Source organism: Pseudoalteromonas sp. ABE4_541, from assembly GCF_056312285.1.
The window spans coordinates 24,132-41,970 of the sequence record NZ_JBSVEM010000006.1 but is presented as its reverse complement, the minus strand read 5'-3'; the positions used below and the strand labels follow the sequence as shown (position 1 = coordinate 41,970).

Sequence of the window (17,839 nt, the reverse complement as noted above, 5' to 3'; positions counted from 1 at the left end):
GGATGATGCAAGATAGTCAATTATTGTGGCAACAGCACATGGGTGAGCATGAGAGCGGCTTGCACCTACTTGGCACCATCGATGTGCCGATATTCTTGTTAAAAGTGTCCGATGGCTGGGCGTTGATAGAGGGCTCAGTTGAGCCGCTTGCTCCGCTTATTCTTAGGCAGTTAAAAAGTATCGTGTCGGATTTGGGCTTGATTAAACATTGGTTTATTACCCACTCTCATTATGATCATATTGGTGCTGTGCCATTACTGTTACCTTGGTTACCGAATGCCAAAGTTTATGCGTCGGCGCTGACTAAAAAAGCCTTAAGTAACCCTAAGGCCAATGCAGTCACGTACAAACTAACTCAAAGCTTGTACCGTATTATGCCTGAGGCAGAGCAAGCCGATGCTGAGCTTGAAAAACACAGAATGGCTTTGGCGGATATACCAGTAACGGTGCTTGAAGATGGCGACGAAGTTCATTTTGATGATGATCACAGCATGGTTGCATTGACCACCCCTGGCCATGCTAAATGCTTGCTGAGTTACTATGAGCCTAAATACAAACGTTTATACGTATCCGATACGTTGGGCGAAATGGTGTCACCCAATCAGTGGGAACCGCTGATTTTCCAAGATTACCCTGCATACCTTGCGTCGTTAGCTAAATTACAAGCTTTAGAGATTGAACAGCTGGTATTGGGCCATCACGGCGTGCTGTATGGGACGCTTGCACAAAGTGCGCCTAAACTCGCCGAGCAAGGGGTATATCGCTTTATAGAACAAGCGAAACAAGCTTTTGAAGAGTATGGGCAAAACGCGGAAAAAACGGCGCAATATATCTCAGAGCAAACACGCGAATCCACAGGCACATTTGTGTCTAAAAAACTTCACTACAACGGTACTTTGTTAATGCTGACACTGCTTGGCGTAGTACCTCAACCTGAATTAGCCGAATAAATAAGGACAATAGGCATGAGTAATAATCAAGCGCAAAAACTGATAGTGGTTACAGGGGCAAATAAAGGGCTAGGTTTCGAAACGGTGAAACAACTTGCCGAATTGGGGCATAAGGTGGTGTTAACAGCTAGAAATGTACAAGCTGGAGAGGCTGCGTGTCATTTACTTGCAGAGCAGGGCTTAGAAGCAGACTTTATACAATTGGATATCAGTGATTCGAATAGCATCAAAGCGTTCGCACAGACTTTGAACAATCGTTATCAACGTTTGGATGCATTGATCAACAATGCGGGTGTGTTTTTCGATTGGGAGTCGAGCGCGTCCAAGCTTGATCTTGATGAGTTGAACGACACACTCAAAACAAACTTATTTGGCACCATTGAGATTACGCAGCACTTGCTACCGCTGCTAGAGCAATCATCCTCTGCGAAAGTGATTAACGTTAGCAGTGACTTAGGCTCAGTCTCTTATGCGGCCGACTCAAATAACGAATATTACGGCGTAAATGGTACTGCGTATCGCATTTCAAAAGCGGCGCTGAACATGTACTCAGCACAGCTCGCTAAAGAGTATGCGCAATCGAATTTGGCGGTGAGTGTCGTATCACCAGGGTGGTGCCAAACGGATATGGGCACTGATGCAGCACCAAGAAGCGCAGAGCAAGGCGCTCGCAGTATTGTCAATGCCACTTTAGAGCCGACTAAAAACTACCATGGTCAATTTGTTTTAGACAACCAGCAGTTAGCCTGGTAAATCACATTATCACTAAGGAAAGAAAAAATGGCTAAACATGAAAATAGTCGTCATCAACGTATTGGTGAACGTTTCGAATCATTTGTCGCTAAGCACCCTATTTGGCAAAACCCGCTATTAGTTGCTTGTAATAACAACACATTAAGCCTAGAAGATTATGGCTTTGTGATTAGTCAGCACTTTTATTATTCGCGTGGTTTTACGCGTTTATTATCAGCGCTCATGATGCAGTGTGACAATGATTACTACCGTGCAGAGCTGTCTCATAACTTGTGGGAAGAAGCAGGTGAAGAAGATCAAGAAAACTGCCACTCTAATTTACTACGTCGCATGATCACCAATACCTTCTCTTTGGATAATCCAGATGCGACCGAATTTAGAGATTACACCGTCAACTACTTTAATGAGTGCTTAGACTACTTAAAAAATGGTGACTTGATCCGTGCCGCAGCATTTCTTGGTTGGGGTACAGAAGGCGTAGTACCTCGTATATACAGCCACTGGTTCAATGGCTTAACTGAGCTAGGCGTGCCAGCAGAAGAGCTACTTTATTTGAGCTTACATATGGAATGTGACGATGAACATTCCGAAGTGATCGAAGCAATTGCATTAGATGCCTGCAACGATGATACAGAGACACACTGGTTGGCAATAGAAGAAGCGATTGATCACTCACTTACTTTACGTGATCGTTATTTTACAAAGCTTTATGAAGAGCTTGAAGCGCGCCAGTTGAACCAGTTGATAAAACAGGTAACGGATGAAAAGCCTTACGCAGCGCTTGCACAGGTGAATGATTTTCACGCTAGCGTAACGAATAAACAAGGCGTACCGCTGTACAAAAATAGTGCAGATGATCAAAGTGTTAGTTTTGAAGTGACGCGCTTCAAAGTGGCTAGTGAAGTGATCGACCCGCGTTTATTAGAGATCCCCGTAGGTAAACGCAATGAAAAACATCGCCATGCCCATGAGTCGGTTTTTTATGTGTTAAGTGGTTCGGGCATCGTGCATGTGGGTGAGCAAGAGATCAAGGTTTCTGCGGGAGACTTGGCCTATGTACCGCGTTGGTATGATCACTATACGCAAAACACTGGCGATACACCGCTTAAAGTACTCGCTCTCACCGATTATGGCTTTACTCGCTGTTTTGCGAAAAATACCGAACGTAGTTATCGCCAGCAGCCAGATAACGTTGCAGTATAAAGCTGTATTAACTTCGTTAATACCTTAAAGCCATGTACATTTACATGGCTTTTTTATTGTCGGCTTATCCGAGTCAATAGGGTATCAATATGTCTGGGTTTAAGTGGCATAAAAAATCGACAGCCGAAGCCGTCGATTTTAAAAGGGATAGAGAATGTCTTTTAAAGTCGTTTCGGGGGCTTTTCACCGCGATATATCACTTCATCTTCATCGTTTAAAACAACCCAGTACGGCAAACTTGTGATCTGATATTTTTGGAACAGCTGATTATGCTCATCCAATATGACAGGATGGTTCAGTGCAAAGCGTTGTTGGTACGATGTCACGTCCTGAAGAGAAATGTAAAATGGCTTGATGATGGTTTTGACTGGCAGCTGATTTAAGTTTACCAAACGATTATTAGCTTTGATTTTTTGCTCGCATTTAGGCAGATGTTGAAAAGGACACAAGGCATCGCTAAAAAATAGTACTTGAGCGTTGTTCTCAGGACCAAAGCGATGGCGGTTGCCACTCATATCTTTGAGTGTCACAGTTGCTTCTTGTTGTCCTTCATGCAGTATATTTTCATGACTTATGGTCTCACTGGATACGGATTTATCACCCAGAAAGTTAATTGCTGTTACTTCTCCGTCATTGAGCAATACTTGAGATGGGGTTTGCCATACACCCAGCTCTAAGGCGAGCTTTTGACTCTTGTCGATTTTTAGCCCTGAAAACTGTGGATGCGCAATTAAAAAGCTGCTGAGTACATTGCTATCAACATTAATATCCGGCTGCAAAAAAATACGCGTAACACCTTCTTGCTTGGCTGGCAAAGCGGTGGGGGTATAGTATTCGTCCCATAGATTAATAAAAATAACCTCTACCTTGCCGTGTTTTAAAGGGTTTAACGCCGTTTCTTTTTTCAGCATTTGAAAAGCGCCACCTTGCTTTGGAATATTAACGGCAAGGCTTGGCTCACTGACGGCCAATAGCGAAAGTAGACTGACCAGAATGTGTCTTTTTTTCATCAGATGCTCCTTATTTTAGTGCGCTAAGACGCTGTTTTAGTTCATCAGTTAACAGTGCACTGCGAAATACTTCCTTGCCTTGCGAGTTAAGCAAAATGTGTGTTGGGGTACCTGTCACATGGAATTTTTTTACCAATTCTCCATGTTCGTCGAAAATCGTGGGCATAGTGTATTCATGCTTGTCCAAAAAGCGCTTAACAAGCCCTACATTTTGGTTAAAGCCAATATTGACTGAAATGACCTCTAAAGTATCTTTGGTGTGTTCATAGGTCTCTTGTAGGTGTGGCATTTCCTCCAAACAATAGCTGCACCAAGTGGCCCAAAACTTTAGGTAGATTGGCGCATTGCCTGTAGGCAGTGTTTGACCAGAAATCGCGGTTGCTTTAAAAGGGGGAGCAACTGACTCCACTGCTTGATTAGAAAAGCTTGCAACAGCGAGCGCAGCAGCGCTCAGAGAGGTTAGATATTTCATTGTTGATCCTTATAAATATAAAAGTTGTCCGGCACGCAACAGGTAATATTCACTCATAATGAGGAATAGCAAAAACAGGCTCCATTGAATGGTATTAAGCCATTTCCCTGACTTTGGCAGTTTGCTGATAAACCCGCTAAATACCCCAGCAAAAAATAGAAGTAAGCACATACCAACTGAAAACATGAAGAGAATTGATACGCCCCAAGATAGGCTCTGTTTTTCAGCGACGAAAAGTAGTATTGCGGCCAACACCGGTGAACTGCATGGTGCAGCCACGAAGCCACTGGCGATGCCCATCAAAAATGCCGATTTTGAGTTGGTGTGAAAGCTTTGCTGCGTAATAAATGCAGGTAGTGGAAGCCAGCCTTTGAGTATGAAAGCAAACAGCAGTAATAGATTGGCAAAGGCAATTTGCACAATGGGATTGCTTGCCACCGTGCCAAAGAATTGCCCTGTCATGGCCGCTGTGGCACCGAGCAAGGTATAAACTGCTGCTACGCCTAAGCAGTAAAGCAGTGCTCTTAAGGCAATAGGTGAGCCGCTTTCTTGTTGCCCTAAAGTTGCAACAGTGATCGGGATAATTGGATAGATGCAAGGAGACAGACTGGTCAGTATGCCCATCAATAGTGCGACGCCAAGCCAATACAGACTGGGCGTGTCTTGCTGTAATAAATCAATAAAAAAGGATTCTGACATGTGCTTTAACTTTGCTGCGTCGGTGAATGTTTCGCTTCAAAGTTAATTGATATGCCAGAGATTGGTATCAATAACGCCTTAAATCTATATAAAATAAATATAAATATTTAAATCATTAAGTTATTAGACTTTAGTTGATAAGAATTTTGTCTGAATTAGGCATATTTTTTAACAGAGTTTGGTTGTTGCGAACAAAAGAGATGTGATTGTTTGGATTGTGTGTGAAGTGAGTAGGCCGGAACATTGATTAACAAGGTGGATGCCTTGACTTGAGGCAGTAACAAGACAAAAAAAAACGCCCACAGAACAGTGAGCGTTTTATCTTGAGTAATACGAGGTGGATGTTATCTCACCTTTAACCCTTTTTTCTCCATACCACGGTAGATGACAAGCATCTGAGCAATGGTGATCAAGTTAGAGACTAACCAGTAAAGTACCAAACCTGAAGGGAATGGGAAAATCACGAAGAAGAAAGTAAACACCAGTGGCATGTACGTCATCATTTTTTGCTGCATTGGGTCTGTAACCGTCATTGGTTGCAACTTTTGCGTTAAGAACATACTTGCACCAAATAGCAGTGGTAAGATGTAGTATGGGTCTTTTGATGATAGATCAGTTAACCACAGCGCGAACTCTGCATGACGTAACTCGGTTGACTCTAAGAAAACGTAGAATAGCGCTAAGAAAATAGGCATCTGTAGTAATAAAGGTAGACAGCCACCCATAGGGTTTACTTTTTCTTTGCGGTAAAGTTCCATGGTTGCCTGACCGAATTTTTGACGGTCATCACCATAACGCTCTTTTAGAGCCTGCATTTTTGGCTGAAGCATGCGCATTTTAGCCATTGAAGTATACTGCGCTTTAGTGAGTGGGTAGAGAGCAGTTTTAACTATGATAGTGATTGCAATAATGGCTATACCCCAGTTACCGACGACACCATAAATTAGCTTCAATAATACAAATAATGGCTTAGAGATAAACCACAACCAACCATAGTCGACAGTTAGATGAAGGTCTGGTTGAATGGCTTCAAGTGCATCGCCATCTTTAGGACCCATATAGTAGGTTGAGCTAAGTACTGCTGTGCTGTTCGCTGCAATGTTAACTGGCTCATTTTTAACACCCACGATACCTTGTCCATTGCGCAATGATGTATAAATTGTGCTATTGACGTTTTGGTCCGGTACCCAAGCACTCACGAAATAGTGTTGGATAAAGGCGATATAACCACCTTGGGTATTCTTATTCAGATTCGCTTCGGCCATATCGTCAAAGCTGTACTTTTCATATGGATCTTCACTCGTACCATAAGCAGCACCTAAATAGGTTTGGTCAACCATGCTGCCTTTGCCTTGAGCAGTACGTTTAACTTGTGTATACAACTGCACTTGGATTGGGTCGGCGCTTGTATTGTTTACATTGTACTCAAGGCTTACATCGTATTTGCCCGCTTTGAATACAAAGGTTTTAGTAAAGGTAACACCTTTGTTATCAACGTAGGTAAGTGGCACACGTAATTCGTCACCACTTAACGTGTAAGCCTGTTGCGATGTTTGATAAACAGGGCGACCATCACGAGAAGCGTCAGGGCCATTTAAGCCAATCAAGCCACTTTGTGAGATATATTGCTTGTTTTCAAACTCGCCTAGCAGCAGGTAAGGCTCTTCACTGCCATGTGTTTCAGCATGTTGAAGTAATTTTGCTTCAACAATATCACCACCTTTAGTATCAATCTTCACCGCAAACAAATCTGTAGTAACAGAAATCGTAGAGCGGATTGCTTTAGTTGCGGCAACAGGTACATCCCCTTGGCTTGAGGCCGGGATATCATTTTGTGCTGGGGTTGACGTAGGGGTGGTCACTTGTGTGGTGGCACTGGTATCAGTTAGTGGCTTGTTGTAAGTATTGTTCCATTCTTGAAACAATAAAAACGATACAAGCATTAAACCGATAAATAAAAACGTGCGTTGTGATTCCATAACAGCTCTTATTTCTCGTGTTGGTGTTTAACTTGGGTTGATTTAGCAGGCACGGGATCATCCCCACCTGCGCTTAAAGGGTGACATTTTAATATGCGTTTTAAAGACAACCAACTCCCTTTTAGCAATCCGTGGCAATTTATCGCCTCAATTGCATAATGAGAGCAAGTTGGATTAAAACGACAATGGGGCCCAAGCATTGGGCTGATAAAGCGTTGATAGCCTTTGATCACAGTAATTAATACTGCTTTTGGTAACGCATTTAAATGTCTATACCAAGGCTGAAACGCTTTATTGGTCATTGTCACACAAACTATGTTCAAAAGGTGAGCTAAAGATACCTTAAATCAGGTGCTAAAGCTATGAGCGGGGCTTATTATCGCGCTTTTGCTCAGCCTTTGGTGGAGACTTTTTTGGCTTAGCTTGATTGTTCGTACGCTTTTTAAACGGCTTAGGTTTTGGCGCACCTGGCTTACAGCGCTCGTTAATTTTTCGCCATAATTTATCGAGTTGCTTAGTGAGCTCTTCATTACTTTGCTGCGCGATGCCATCTTTAACCATTAACACAATATCAATGTTATCGAGTTTATGTTGATTCAAGCGGAAACTTTCGCGAGCGAGTCGCTTGATACGATTACGTTGGCAGGCTAACTTACAGCGCTTTTTGGCCACAGTTAAACCGAGACGCGGTTGTCCAACATTATTAGGCTTTGCAAGTAAAGTAAAAAAGGGGGTTGCTGCGCGAGCAGGCTCTTGAAATATTCGGGAGTAATGCGAGGGAGTTAACAGACGTAACTCCCTGCCAAAGCTAAAGCTTTCCACTAAGTATTAAGCAGAAAGTACTTTACGGCCTTTAGCACGACGACGTGCTAGTACTTTACGGCCATTTGCAGTTGCCATGCGAGCACGGAAACCGTGAGTACGTTTGCGCTTTAATACGCTAGGTTGAAAAGTTCTTTTCATAACAATTCCATCCGATCGGTTAAGTTTAAAACATCCTATGCAGGTCGCGATCCTGGCACAGGTGCCATTGCGAGCGCGAGATAGTAATGCCGACAGGCCCTAAAGTCAATCATAATCTTACTTTACTGGTGGTTTTTTGCGCCACCGGCCAAAATCAGCCTGCCAGTTAGGGTTGGTACTATTATATAGCAAGATCTTTCGAACAACCTAGCAGATCGAAAACGATCTGATCTGATTGAAGTTTTCCACAGGGATTGGGTGAAATATGGCAAAAAGCTTTGGAAAACTAAAATAGATCTTAAAATAAGGATGAGATCTTATAGCTTTTTTGCTATGATCTTACTCTTGGATCTAAAATAAAAGTTGTTGAGAAACAGTGGTTTGAAATTTTTTATCAACAAGATCCTCATTTTTAAAAAAGTCAATATTGAAGTTGTGGATAAGATCACTTCATAATACTCGGCTTCCACGAATAATTTTATGATAATAAACGAAAATTCCCGCCTCTTTTTTCACCTTATTCGGTGACCGGGAATATTAACTGCTTTTGGAGTTCAGTGTGTATCTGTCGGTTTGGCAAAGTTGTTTATATGTATTGCAGGATGAATTGCCATCTCAGCAATTTAGCATGTGGGTTAGACCCCTTCAGGCAGAAAGTACCGAAGATACCTTAACTATTTACGCGCCTAATAGGTTTGTATTGGATTGGGTGAGAGAAAAATACCTAAACCGCATTAATGAGTTACTCATTGAGATTTGTGGAGATGAAGCGCCCGAGCTTCGTTTTGACGTGGGTAGCAAGCCAATACTTGGTAATGCCGCGGCAACGGTTGCGGATAAACCGACTACAGCTGCGACACCTGCTAACGAAACAAGCAGTCCATCTAAAGCCAGTGCGGTGTCGGAAAAAGTCGAACCCGCGCCAAAATCAGCTTATAAACCAAACATCAAAGAAAACTATACCTTTGATAACTTTGTTGAGGGTAAATCAAACCAGCTTGCAAAAGCGGCTGCAACGCAAGTTGCAGATAATCCGGGTTCAGCGTTTAACCCTGTGTTTATTTATGGTGGAACCGGCTTAGGTAAAACGCATTTATTACATGCAGTAGGCAATGGCATTTTAGATAAAAAACCAGATGCAAAAATTGTTTATATGCACTCAGAGCGTTTTGTTCAAGATATGGTTAAAGCGTTGCAAAATAATGCGATTGAGGAATTCAAACGCTACTATCGTAGTGTCGATGCTTTGATGATTGATGATATTCAATTTTTTGCTAATAAAGAGCGTTCACAAGAAGAGTTTTTCCATACCTTTAATGCTTTGCTTGAAGGTAATCAGCAAATCATTCTAACGTCTGATCGTTACCCAAAAGAAATTGAAGGTGTTGAAGACAGATTGAAATCTCGTTTTGGTTGGGGTTTAACCATCGCCATCGAACCGCCTGAGCTTGAGACTCGTGTCGCAATATTAATGAAGAAAGCGCAGCAAAGTAATATTACTTTGCCTCATGAAGTGGCGTTTTTTATTGCTAAGAAATTGCGTTCGAATGTGCGTGAGTTAGAGGGAGCGTTGAACCGCGTTATCGCAAATGCAAATTTCACCGGGCGGCCTATTTCTATCGATTTTGTAAAAGAAGCGTTGCGCGATTTGTTGGCGCTACAAGATAAACTCGTAACCATCGACAATATTCAGCGTACGGTGGCTGAATATTATCGTATTCGTGTATCTGATTTATTATCAAAACGTCGCAGCCGCTCAGTGGCTAGACCTCGACAAGTTGCGATGGCGTTATCAAAAGAATTAACAAACCATAGCTTGCCAGAAATTGGCGACGCGTTTGGTGGCAGGGACCACACTACGGTTCTTCATGCATGTCGTAAAGTGAAGGCACTTCGTGATGAGTCTCATGAAGTAAAAGAAGATTACCAAAACCTGATCAGAACATTGTCATCTTAAGGGCTGTTTAAGTTATGCAAATTACGATTTCCAGAGAGCAATTTTTGAAGCCATTAATGCAGGTGTCGGGAGCGATTGAGCGCAAACACACGTTGCCGATCCTTTCTAATGTATTGTTGGAAATAAAAGATGGTACTTTGGCTATGACAGGTACTGACCTTGAAATTGAACTCGTTGCTACAGTTGAGTTGGATGCACCATCAGCTGATGCGAAAATTACATTGCCAGCAAAAAAGCTGCTCGATATTTGTAAAAGCTTACCCGATAGCAGTGAGTTAAAGTTAGCGAGCCAAGAACACCAACTGCTGCTGACAAGTGGCAAAAGTCGCTTTTCTCTTACCACGCTAGCAGCGGAAGATTTCCCTAACCTCGAACAATGGGATGGTGAAGTTGAGTTTCAATGTACACGTTTGGAGTTGAGAAAGTTGCTTGAGAGCACGCATTTTTCGATGGCAAACCAAGATGTACGTTATTACTTGAATGGTATGTCTTTTGAAGTTGATAACAACGAAATCAAAACGGTTGCTACTGATGGACATCGTTTAGCCATTGCGCAAAAAACATTAAGCAGCTCTGTAAACACTCAGCGTCAATTGATCATTCCTAGAAAAGGGGTGCAAGAAATCATGCGCTTGATGCCAGCGGATGATGAGCTCATCACCATTCAGTTCGGCGCCAATCATGTACGTTTGATTGATTCTGAATTTATTTTTACCAGTAAGTTGGTTGATGGTCGTTTCCCGGATTATCGACGTGTGTTGCCAAGAGGTGGCGACAAGTTGGTTCATGCTAATCGCGAGTGGTTACGTAGCGCGTTCCAACGAGTTTCAATTCTATCTAATGAAAAGTTTCGTGGCGTACGTTTGAACTTGTCTAATGGCATTTTGAAAATTAGTGCGAATAACCCAGAGCAAGAGCAAGCGGAAGAAGTGGTTGAAGTGGGCTATCAGGGAGACGATTTAGAAATCGGCTTTAATGTGTCTTATGTACTCGATGTATTGAACACCCTAAAAACAGAAGATGTGCAGTTTACTTTGCTCGACTCAAATAGCAGTGCGCTTATTGAGGGTGTTGGGGACGAAGAAGCCACTTATGTTGTGATGCCAATGCGTCTGTAGTTTATGAGTTTGACCCATTTAAGCCTCGGTGATTTTAGAAACATCGAGGCATTATCGTTTCAGCCCAGTCCAGATATTAATATTATATACGGGGCCAATGGTAGCGGTAAAACGTCACTACTCGAAGCGATTTATTTTCTTTCTCACGGCAAGTCTTTTCGTACTAACAAACATAAAATCCTTATTCGCCACGAACGAACACGTTGTGTCGTTCACGCCAAAAAACAAATACATAACTTGTCTATACCGGTCGGTATTAGTAAAGATACGCAGGGTGAAACTAAGCTCAAGATCCAAGGCCAAGCAAGCCGAAAAATGTCTGAACTTGCTCAGTTAATTCCCGTTCAAGTGATCACCCCTGAGAGCTACGAATTGTTTTTTGGTGGGCCAAAAGAGCGACGAAAATTTTTAGATTTGGGCGTGTTCCACGTGGAACATGCTTTTTTTGATGCGTGGCGTAGCTTTAATAAAGTATTGAAACAACGCAACGCTTTACTCAAATCTCGGCCTTCAAATTACACGGAACAGGTGCAATTTTGGGACAAAGAATTTGTACGTCTAGCGGAACAAATAAATAATTACAGAAAAGCTTATATAAGTAGGTTTGAGGCGCTATTTTTTGATAAAATAGTATGTCAAATACCCATATTTTCTGAGCTAGAAATACGCTATGATGCTGGGTGGAAAGATTGCCTGGCAACGCAGTTAAAGCAGCAATTTGAGCGGGATACAAAGCTTGGCTATACAAGTAAGGGTCCCCATAAAGCTGACTTTAGCTTTTATGTTCAAGGCCATGGCGTAGAGAATATATTATCTCGTGGCCAACTCAAGCTACTTTTGTATGCACTCAAAGTGGCGCAGAATAGTTTGATTGAGTCAGAGACAGATAAGCAGTCAATACTGCTTATAGATGATTTACCTTCAGAATTAGGTGAAGAGACAATGCAGAACGTATCTGCCTTGTTAGCACAATGTCAGTCGCAACTGTTCATTACGGCGATCACCTCTGAAAGTATTTCTGCTGTGGTGGAATCCATGCAAAGAGCATGTAGTATGTTCCACGTGAAACATGGCAGCTTAATAACAAAATAATTGGAAGAAACCATGTCTGAAAATTACGATTCGTCCAGTATTAAAGTACTGAAAGGATTGGATGCGGTAAGAAAGCGTCCAGGAATGTATATAGGGGATACTGATGATGGGACTGGTCTACATCATATGGTATTCGAGGTTGTAGATAACTCAATCGACGAAGCGCTGGCGGGTCACTGTGACGATATATATGTGACCATCCATACCGATGGCTCTGTCTCAGTACGAGATAATGGCCGTGGTATTCCTACTTCTATACACGAAGAAGAAGGTGTATCAGCCGCGGAAGTTATCATGACTGTTCTACATGCGGGTGGTAAGTTTGATGACAACTCATATAAAGTCTCTGGTGGTCTACACGGTGTAGGTGTTTCTGTTGTAAACGCACTTTCTGAAAAACTACAATTAACAATTCGCCGTGAAGGCAAAGTGCATCAGCAAAAATATACCATGGGTGTACCAGATGCTCCGTTGGCAGAGATTGGAGAATCGGATACAACCGGCACCGAGTTACGCTTTTGGCCTAGTAGCGAAACGTTCTCAGACACCAACTTTCACTATGATATTTTAGCAAAACGCCTGCGCGAGCTTTCATTCCTTAATTCAGGTGTGAGTATCATTTTATCTGATGAACGAGAAGAGAATAAGAAAGATCACTTCAAATATGAAGGTGGTATTCAAGCATTTGTTGAGTACTTGAATCGTAAGAAAACACCTGTTCATCAAAGTGTTTTCCACTTCACATCTGAGCGTGAAGATGGCATCAGCGTTGAAGTTTCAATGCAGTGGAATGATGGTTTCCAAGAAAACATTTATTGTTTTACAAACAATATTCCACAACGCGATGGTGGTACACACTTAGCTGGTTTCCGAGCTGCTTTAACACGTACGTTGAACAATTACATGGAAAAAGAGGGCTTTAATAAAAAAGCCAAAACAACCAGTAATGCAACGGGCGATGATGCGCGTGAAGGGTTAACAGCGGTTGTTAGCGTAAAAGTGCCTGACCCTAAGTTCTCATCTCAAACTAAAGACAAACTCGTATCTAGCGAAGTGAAGTCTGCAGTAGAACAGGCAATGGCTGAAAAGCTAAGTGAGTTCTTATTAGAACATCCAACCGATGCCAAGACCGTTGTAAGTAAGATTATTGACGCAGCACGTGCTCGAGAAGCTGCACGTAAAGCCCGAGAAATGACACGCCGTAAAGGCGCGATGGATTTAGCTGGCTTACCTGGTAAATTGGCTGATTGCCAAGAGCGAGATCCCGCGCTTTCAGAACTATATATAGTGGAGGGTGACTCTGCGGGTGGTTCTGCAAAGCAGGGGCGTAACCGTAAGAACCAAGCGATTTTGCCACTTAAAGGTAAAATTCTAAACGTAGAAAAAGCACGCTTTGACAAAATGTTGTCTTCACAAGAAGTCGCAACATTAATCACTGCGCTAGGTTGTGGCATTGGCCGTGATGAATATGACCCAGAGAAACTGCGTTATCACCGAATCATCATCATGACCGATGCTGACGTCGATGGTTCTCACATTCGTACGTTGTTGTTGACTTTCTTCTACCGTCAAATGCCGGAAATCATTGAGCGCGGTTACGTGTATATTGCACAGCCACCGCTTTACAAAGTGAAGAAAGGCAAGCAAGAACAGTACATCAAAGATGATGCCGCTTTAACGGTTTACTTAACGTCACTTGCTCTGAATGGTGCAGCGCTTTACCCAAGCGAAGGTGCAACGCCGGTAGAAGGTCAGGATTTAGAAAATATCGTTAATGATTACCAAAGTACGGTTAAAATTATCGAGCGACTCAATCGTAAATTCCCTGCGTCTGTAACCAACCGCCTTATCTATCAATCAGAACTAGCTGAAGCGGATTTAGCTGATCAAGCGAAGGTAACGGCTTGGACAGAAGCGCTCGTGAAAGACCTTATTGACTGTGATGAAGATGCCACTATTTTTAGCTCTGAAGTAAGCTATGACGATGAACGTCATATGTATTACCCAGTTGTGAAAATTCGTCAGCACGGTGTTGATAAGGCTTATACACTTGACTATAACTTTATCACTTCTAAAGACTATGTACGTATTGCACATACAGGTAAGCAGATCAGCACGCTGATCCAAGAGGGTGGATATATTCAGCGTGGCGAGAAGACGCAACCAGTTGAGAGTTTCGTGGAAGCATTAGATTGGCTGATTGGTGAATCTAAGCGCGGCTTGTATACACAACGCTATAAAGGACTCGGTGAGATGAATCCAGACCAACTCTGGGAAACAACCATGGATCCAACTGCACGCCGCATGTTACGTGTGACCATTGAAGATGCAATTGCAGCTGACCAATTGTTTGCAACGCTTATGGGTGACCAAGTTGAACCTCGCCGTGAGTTCATCGAAACAAACGCATTACGAGTTGTAAACTTAGACGTTTAACAATTTATACAATGCCGAAAAAAAGCAGCCAAATGGCTGCTTTTTTGCATTTTAACGCTTAAAACGTGACCCTGCACGCGGTATACTGAGCGTAATTTTCAATCATCAAACCTTGGCTGTCACAACTAAATAAGGCATGCTTCAAGGCTAATACGATCCTAATTATAAATAAGCCAACTATGCAAAAATATGACGTTAAAACCTTTCAAGGGTTGATCCTGGCTTTACAGGACTACTGGGCCCAACAGGGTTGTGTAATCGCACAGCCACTTGATATGGAAGTTGGTGCGGGTACATTCCACCCGTTGACTTTCCTTAAGTCGATTGGCCCAGAGCCAATGTCGAGCGCCTATGTGCAACCATGTCGTCGTCCTACTGACGGCCGCTACGGCGAAAACCCTAACCGTTTACAACACTACTACCAGTTCCAAGTGGTACTTAAGCCATCGCCTGACAATATTCAGGAACTTTACCTAGGCTCTCTTGCTGCGATGGGGATTGATACACTGACGCACGAAGTACGTTTTGTAGAAGACAACTGGGAATCACCTACGTTAGGTGCCTGGGGACTTGGTTGGGAAGTATGGCTTAATGGTATGGAGGTGACTCAGTTTACCTACTTCCAGCAGGTGGGTGGCTTAGAATGCTCACCAGTTACCGGTGAAATTACTTATGGTTTAGAACGTTTAGCCATGTATATACAAGGTGTAGATAGTATTTACGACCTTGTATGGACTGATGGTCCGATGGGTAAAGTCACATACGGGGATGTATTCCATCAAAACGAAGTTGAGCAATCGACTTATAACTTTGAACATGCTGATGTCGACGCGTTATTTGCGCAGTTTGATCAGTGCGAAAAAGAAAGTGAAAAGCTGATTGAAGCTGGCTTACCTTTACCGGCCTATGAGCAAGTTATGAAAGCGTCTCATGCATTTAATTTGTTAGATGCGCGCCATGCGATCTCTGTAACCGAACGTCAGCGTTATATTTTACGCGTACGTGCGTTATCAAAAGCGTGTGCACAGGCTTATTATGATGCGCGTGAAGCGCTTGGTTTCCCGCTTTGTAAGGATTAAGCATGTTGACTGACAATCTATTAGTAGAAATTGGTACTGAAGAGTTACCACCAAAAGCACTGCGTAAACTTGCAGAAGCGTTTTGTGAAAATATGGCAGCAGAGTTAGCTGCGCTAGAATTAGGTTATCAAGCTATTGACTGGTATGCCTCGCCACGTCGTCTTGGTTTAAAAGTGGCTGCACTAGAAACGCAACAACAAGACAAAGTTGTAGAAAAGCGTGGACCTGCGACTAAGGCCGCATTTGATGCTGATGGTAATCCAACTAAAGCAGCGCAAGGTTGGGCTCGTGGCTGCGGTATTGAAGTGAGCGAAGCGCAAACTTTAGAAACCGATAAAGGTGCATGGCTGATGCACCGTGCGACCGTGAAAGGTCAACAAACGGTTGAGCTGTTAGCAGGTGCAATCAACAAAGCGCTAGCAAAATTACCGATTCCTAAGCCTATGCGCTGGGGGGCACACAAAACACAATTTATTCGTCCGGTTCACACTGTGACGGCTTTATTAGGTTGTACTCAAGTACAAGGTGAAGTACTGGGCAAGCAGATCAGTAATGAGCTTCAAGGTCATCGTTTCCATCATCCAGAACGTGTGACAGTACAACATGCGGACGAAGTATTTGACGTGCTTAAAAGCGCGTACGTTGTAGCTGATTACCAAACTCGTAAAGAAATGATCCGTAAGCAAATTGAAGCGGCGGCTTCAGCGGTTAATGCTAAAGTAGCGATGGATGAAGACTTGCTTGAAGAAGTCACCTCATTGGTAGAGTGGCCAGTGACGCTTACGGCATCGTTCGAAGAAGCGTTTTTGGCAGTCCCTGCAGAAGCGCTGATCTACACGATGAAGGATGACCAAAAATACTTCCCGTTACTGGATAATGACGGCAAGCTAATTAATAAGTTCTTGTTTGTGTCGAACATTGAAAGTAAAGATCCAAGCGTGGTGATCTCAGGCAACGAGAAAGTGGTTCGTCCGCGTTTAGCTGATGCACAGTTCTTCTTTGAAACCGATAAGAAGAAAACGCTAGAAAGCCGCTTAGCGTCACTAGATACTGTATTATTCCAAAAGCAATTAGGTACGCTGAAAGATAAGTCTGAGCGTATTTCTGCGTTAGCTGGCTATATTGCTGAGCAAGTAGGTGCGGATAAAGCACTGGCTGAGCGTGCGGGTTTGCTCAGTAAAACAGACTTAATGACCGAAATGGTCATGGAGTTCACCGATGTACAGGGTGTAATGGGCATGCATTACGCGCGTATCGATGGAGAAGCAGAAGAAGTAGCATTGGCACAAAACGAGCAATATATGCCACGTTTTGCAGGCGATGATTTACCGTCAAACCCCATCAGCTATGCCGTTGCGCTAGCTGATAAGTTTGATACATTGGTGGGTATTTTTGGCATTGGCCAAGCGCCAAAAGGCGATAAAGACCCATTTGCTTTACGTCGTGCTGCAATTGGTGCGCTACGTATTATGGTGGAAAAAGAGCTCGCGCTTGATATCAACGATGTGGTTGCTAAAGCACAAGCCTTATTCGGTGATAAATTAAGTAATGATAATGTTGCTGAAGATGTTCTTGAGTTTATGCTGGGTCGATTCCGAGCATGGTATCAAGATGAAGGGATCAGCGTTGATGTGATTCAAGCTGTACTTGCCCGTCGTCCAAGCGCGCCGGTTGATTTTGACCGTCGTGTTAAAGCAGTGAGCCATTTCCGCACATTGACTGAGGCAGACGCATTAGCGGCGGCAAACAAGCGCGTAAATAACATTTTAGCTAAGAACAATGTTACCAGCGATGCCAAGGTAAATGACGCGCTATTAGCTGAAGCCGCAGAAAAAGTACTTGCAGAGCAAGTTGCGGCATTGTCAGCAGAGCTTGCGCCAATTTATGAGCAAGGTGATTATCAGCAAGCATTAACGCGTCTAGCAAGCCTACGTGAAGCAGTTGATAACTTCTTTGATAACGTGATGGTGATGGCAGATGATGAAGCAGTGAAGCAAAATCGTTTAGCCCTACTTAGCCAACTAAGCCGCTTATTCTTAAATACAGCCGATATTTCTGTATTACAGAACTAGTAGCGAGTGATTGTTAAAAGCCAGCAAACGTGCTGGCTTTTTTATTTTCAGCCAAA

General features: G+C 43.0%; 16 protein-coding genes. 9 read left to right on the top strand and 7 right to left on the bottom strand.

The features are described from left to right. Positions 1–2: 2 nt before the first annotated feature. From ACW689_RS07585 to ACW689_RS07575, 3 genes are read left to right on the top strand one after another with little or no spacing between them, the layout of a single operon-like run. Entirely contained in the window at positions 3–950 is a 948-nt protein-coding gene (locus ACW689_RS07585; protein WP_476289960.1) for an MBL fold metallo-hydrolase, read from the top strand. Positions 951–965: 15 nt separating this feature from the next. Beyond that, a complete protein-coding gene (locus ACW689_RS07580; RefSeq protein WP_476289958.1) occupies positions 966–1,703 on the top strand; it encodes an SDR family oxidoreductase in 738 nt (245 codons plus the stop codon). Between the two features lie 27 nt (positions 1,704–1,730). Continuing rightward, positions 1,731–2,906, top strand: coding sequence for an iron-containing redox enzyme family protein (locus ACW689_RS07575; protein ID WP_476289956.1), 1,176 nt, complete (start codon positions 1,731–1,733; stop codon positions 2,904–2,906). A 161-nt stretch (positions 2,907–3,067) separates the two neighbouring features. Here ACW689_RS07575 and ACW689_RS07570 read toward each other — a convergent pair whose 3' ends face one another. From ACW689_RS07570 to rpmH, 7 genes are all read right to left on the bottom strand, one after another. After that, complete coding sequence (locus tag ACW689_RS07570; RefSeq protein WP_476289954.1) at positions 3,068–3,916, bottom strand: TlpA family protein disulfide reductase; 849 nt, start codon at positions 3,914–3,916, stop codon at positions 3,068–3,070. Between the two features lie 10 nt (positions 3,917–3,926). Continuing rightward, positions 3,927–4,388, bottom strand: coding sequence for a TlpA family protein disulfide reductase (locus ACW689_RS07565; RefSeq protein ID WP_476289952.1), 462 nt, complete (start codon positions 4,386–4,388; stop codon positions 3,927–3,929). 9 nt (positions 4,389–4,397) lie between these two features. Then, positions 4,398–5,087 carry a cytochrome c biogenesis protein CcdA gene (locus tag ACW689_RS07560; protein WP_476289950.1) on the bottom strand — a complete coding sequence of 230 codons (690 nt, stop codon included), beginning with the start codon at positions 5,085–5,087 and terminating at the stop codon, positions 4,398–4,400. A 344-nt stretch (positions 5,088–5,431) separates the two neighbouring features. Continuing rightward, positions 5,432–7,066 (bottom strand): membrane protein insertase YidC, encoded by a 1,635-nt coding sequence (gene yidC, locus ACW689_RS07555; RefSeq protein ID WP_476289948.1) that lies wholly within the window; start codon positions 7,064–7,066, stop codon positions 5,432–5,434. Between the two features lie 8 nt (positions 7,067–7,074). Beyond that, positions 7,075–7,368 (bottom strand): membrane protein insertion efficiency factor YidD, encoded by a 294-nt coding sequence (gene yidD, locus ACW689_RS07550; protein WP_476289946.1) that lies wholly within the window; start codon positions 7,366–7,368, stop codon positions 7,075–7,077. A gap of 58 nt (positions 7,369–7,426) precedes the next feature. Next, positions 7,427–7,888 (bottom strand): ribonuclease P protein component, encoded by a 462-nt coding sequence (rnpA, locus tag ACW689_RS07545; RefSeq protein ID WP_476289944.1) that lies wholly within the window; start codon positions 7,886–7,888, stop codon positions 7,427–7,429. 6 nt (positions 7,889–7,894) lie between these two features. Further along, complete coding sequence (rpmH, locus tag ACW689_RS07540; RefSeq protein WP_008488847.1) at positions 7,895–8,029, bottom strand: 50S ribosomal protein L34; 135 nt, start codon at positions 8,027–8,029, stop codon at positions 7,895–7,897. A gap of 559 nt (positions 8,030–8,588) precedes the next feature. Between rpmH and dnaA the strand changes: the two genes are divergently transcribed. The 6 genes from dnaA to glyS all read left to right on the top strand — a co-directional run bounded on the left by dnaA (position 8,589) and on the right by glyS (position 17,783). Continuing rightward, a complete protein-coding gene (gene dnaA / locus ACW689_RS07535; RefSeq protein ID WP_476289941.1) occupies positions 8,589–9,986 on the top strand; it encodes a chromosomal replication initiator protein DnaA in 1,398 nt (465 codons plus the stop codon). Between the two features lie 14 nt (positions 9,987–10,000). After that, complete coding sequence (gene dnaN / locus ACW689_RS07530) at positions 10,001–11,104, top strand: DNA polymerase III subunit beta (protein WP_476289939.1); 1,104 nt, start codon at positions 10,001–10,003, stop codon at positions 11,102–11,104. Between the two features lie 3 nt (positions 11,105–11,107). Continuing rightward, a complete protein-coding gene (gene recF, locus ACW689_RS07525) occupies positions 11,108–12,196 on the top strand; it encodes a DNA replication/repair protein RecF (protein ID WP_476289937.1) in 1,089 nt (362 codons plus the stop codon). A gap of 12 nt (positions 12,197–12,208) precedes the next feature. Then, positions 12,209–14,632 (top strand): DNA topoisomerase (ATP-hydrolyzing) subunit B, encoded by a 2,424-nt coding sequence (gyrB, locus tag ACW689_RS07520; protein WP_476289935.1) that lies wholly within the window; start codon positions 12,209–12,211, stop codon positions 14,630–14,632. A gap of 179 nt (positions 14,633–14,811) precedes the next feature. Further along, positions 14,812–15,711 carry a glycine--tRNA ligase subunit alpha gene (glyQ, locus tag ACW689_RS07515; RefSeq protein WP_476289933.1) on the top strand — a complete coding sequence of 300 codons (900 nt, stop codon included), beginning with the start codon at positions 14,812–14,814 and terminating at the stop codon, positions 15,709–15,711. Between the two features lie 2 nt (positions 15,712–15,713). Beyond that, on the top strand, positions 15,714–17,783 hold the full coding sequence (gene glyS / locus ACW689_RS07510) for a glycine--tRNA ligase subunit beta (protein WP_476289931.1): 2,070 nt from the start codon (positions 15,714–15,716) through the stop codon (positions 17,781–17,783). Positions 17,784–17,839 lie beyond the last annotated feature (56 nt).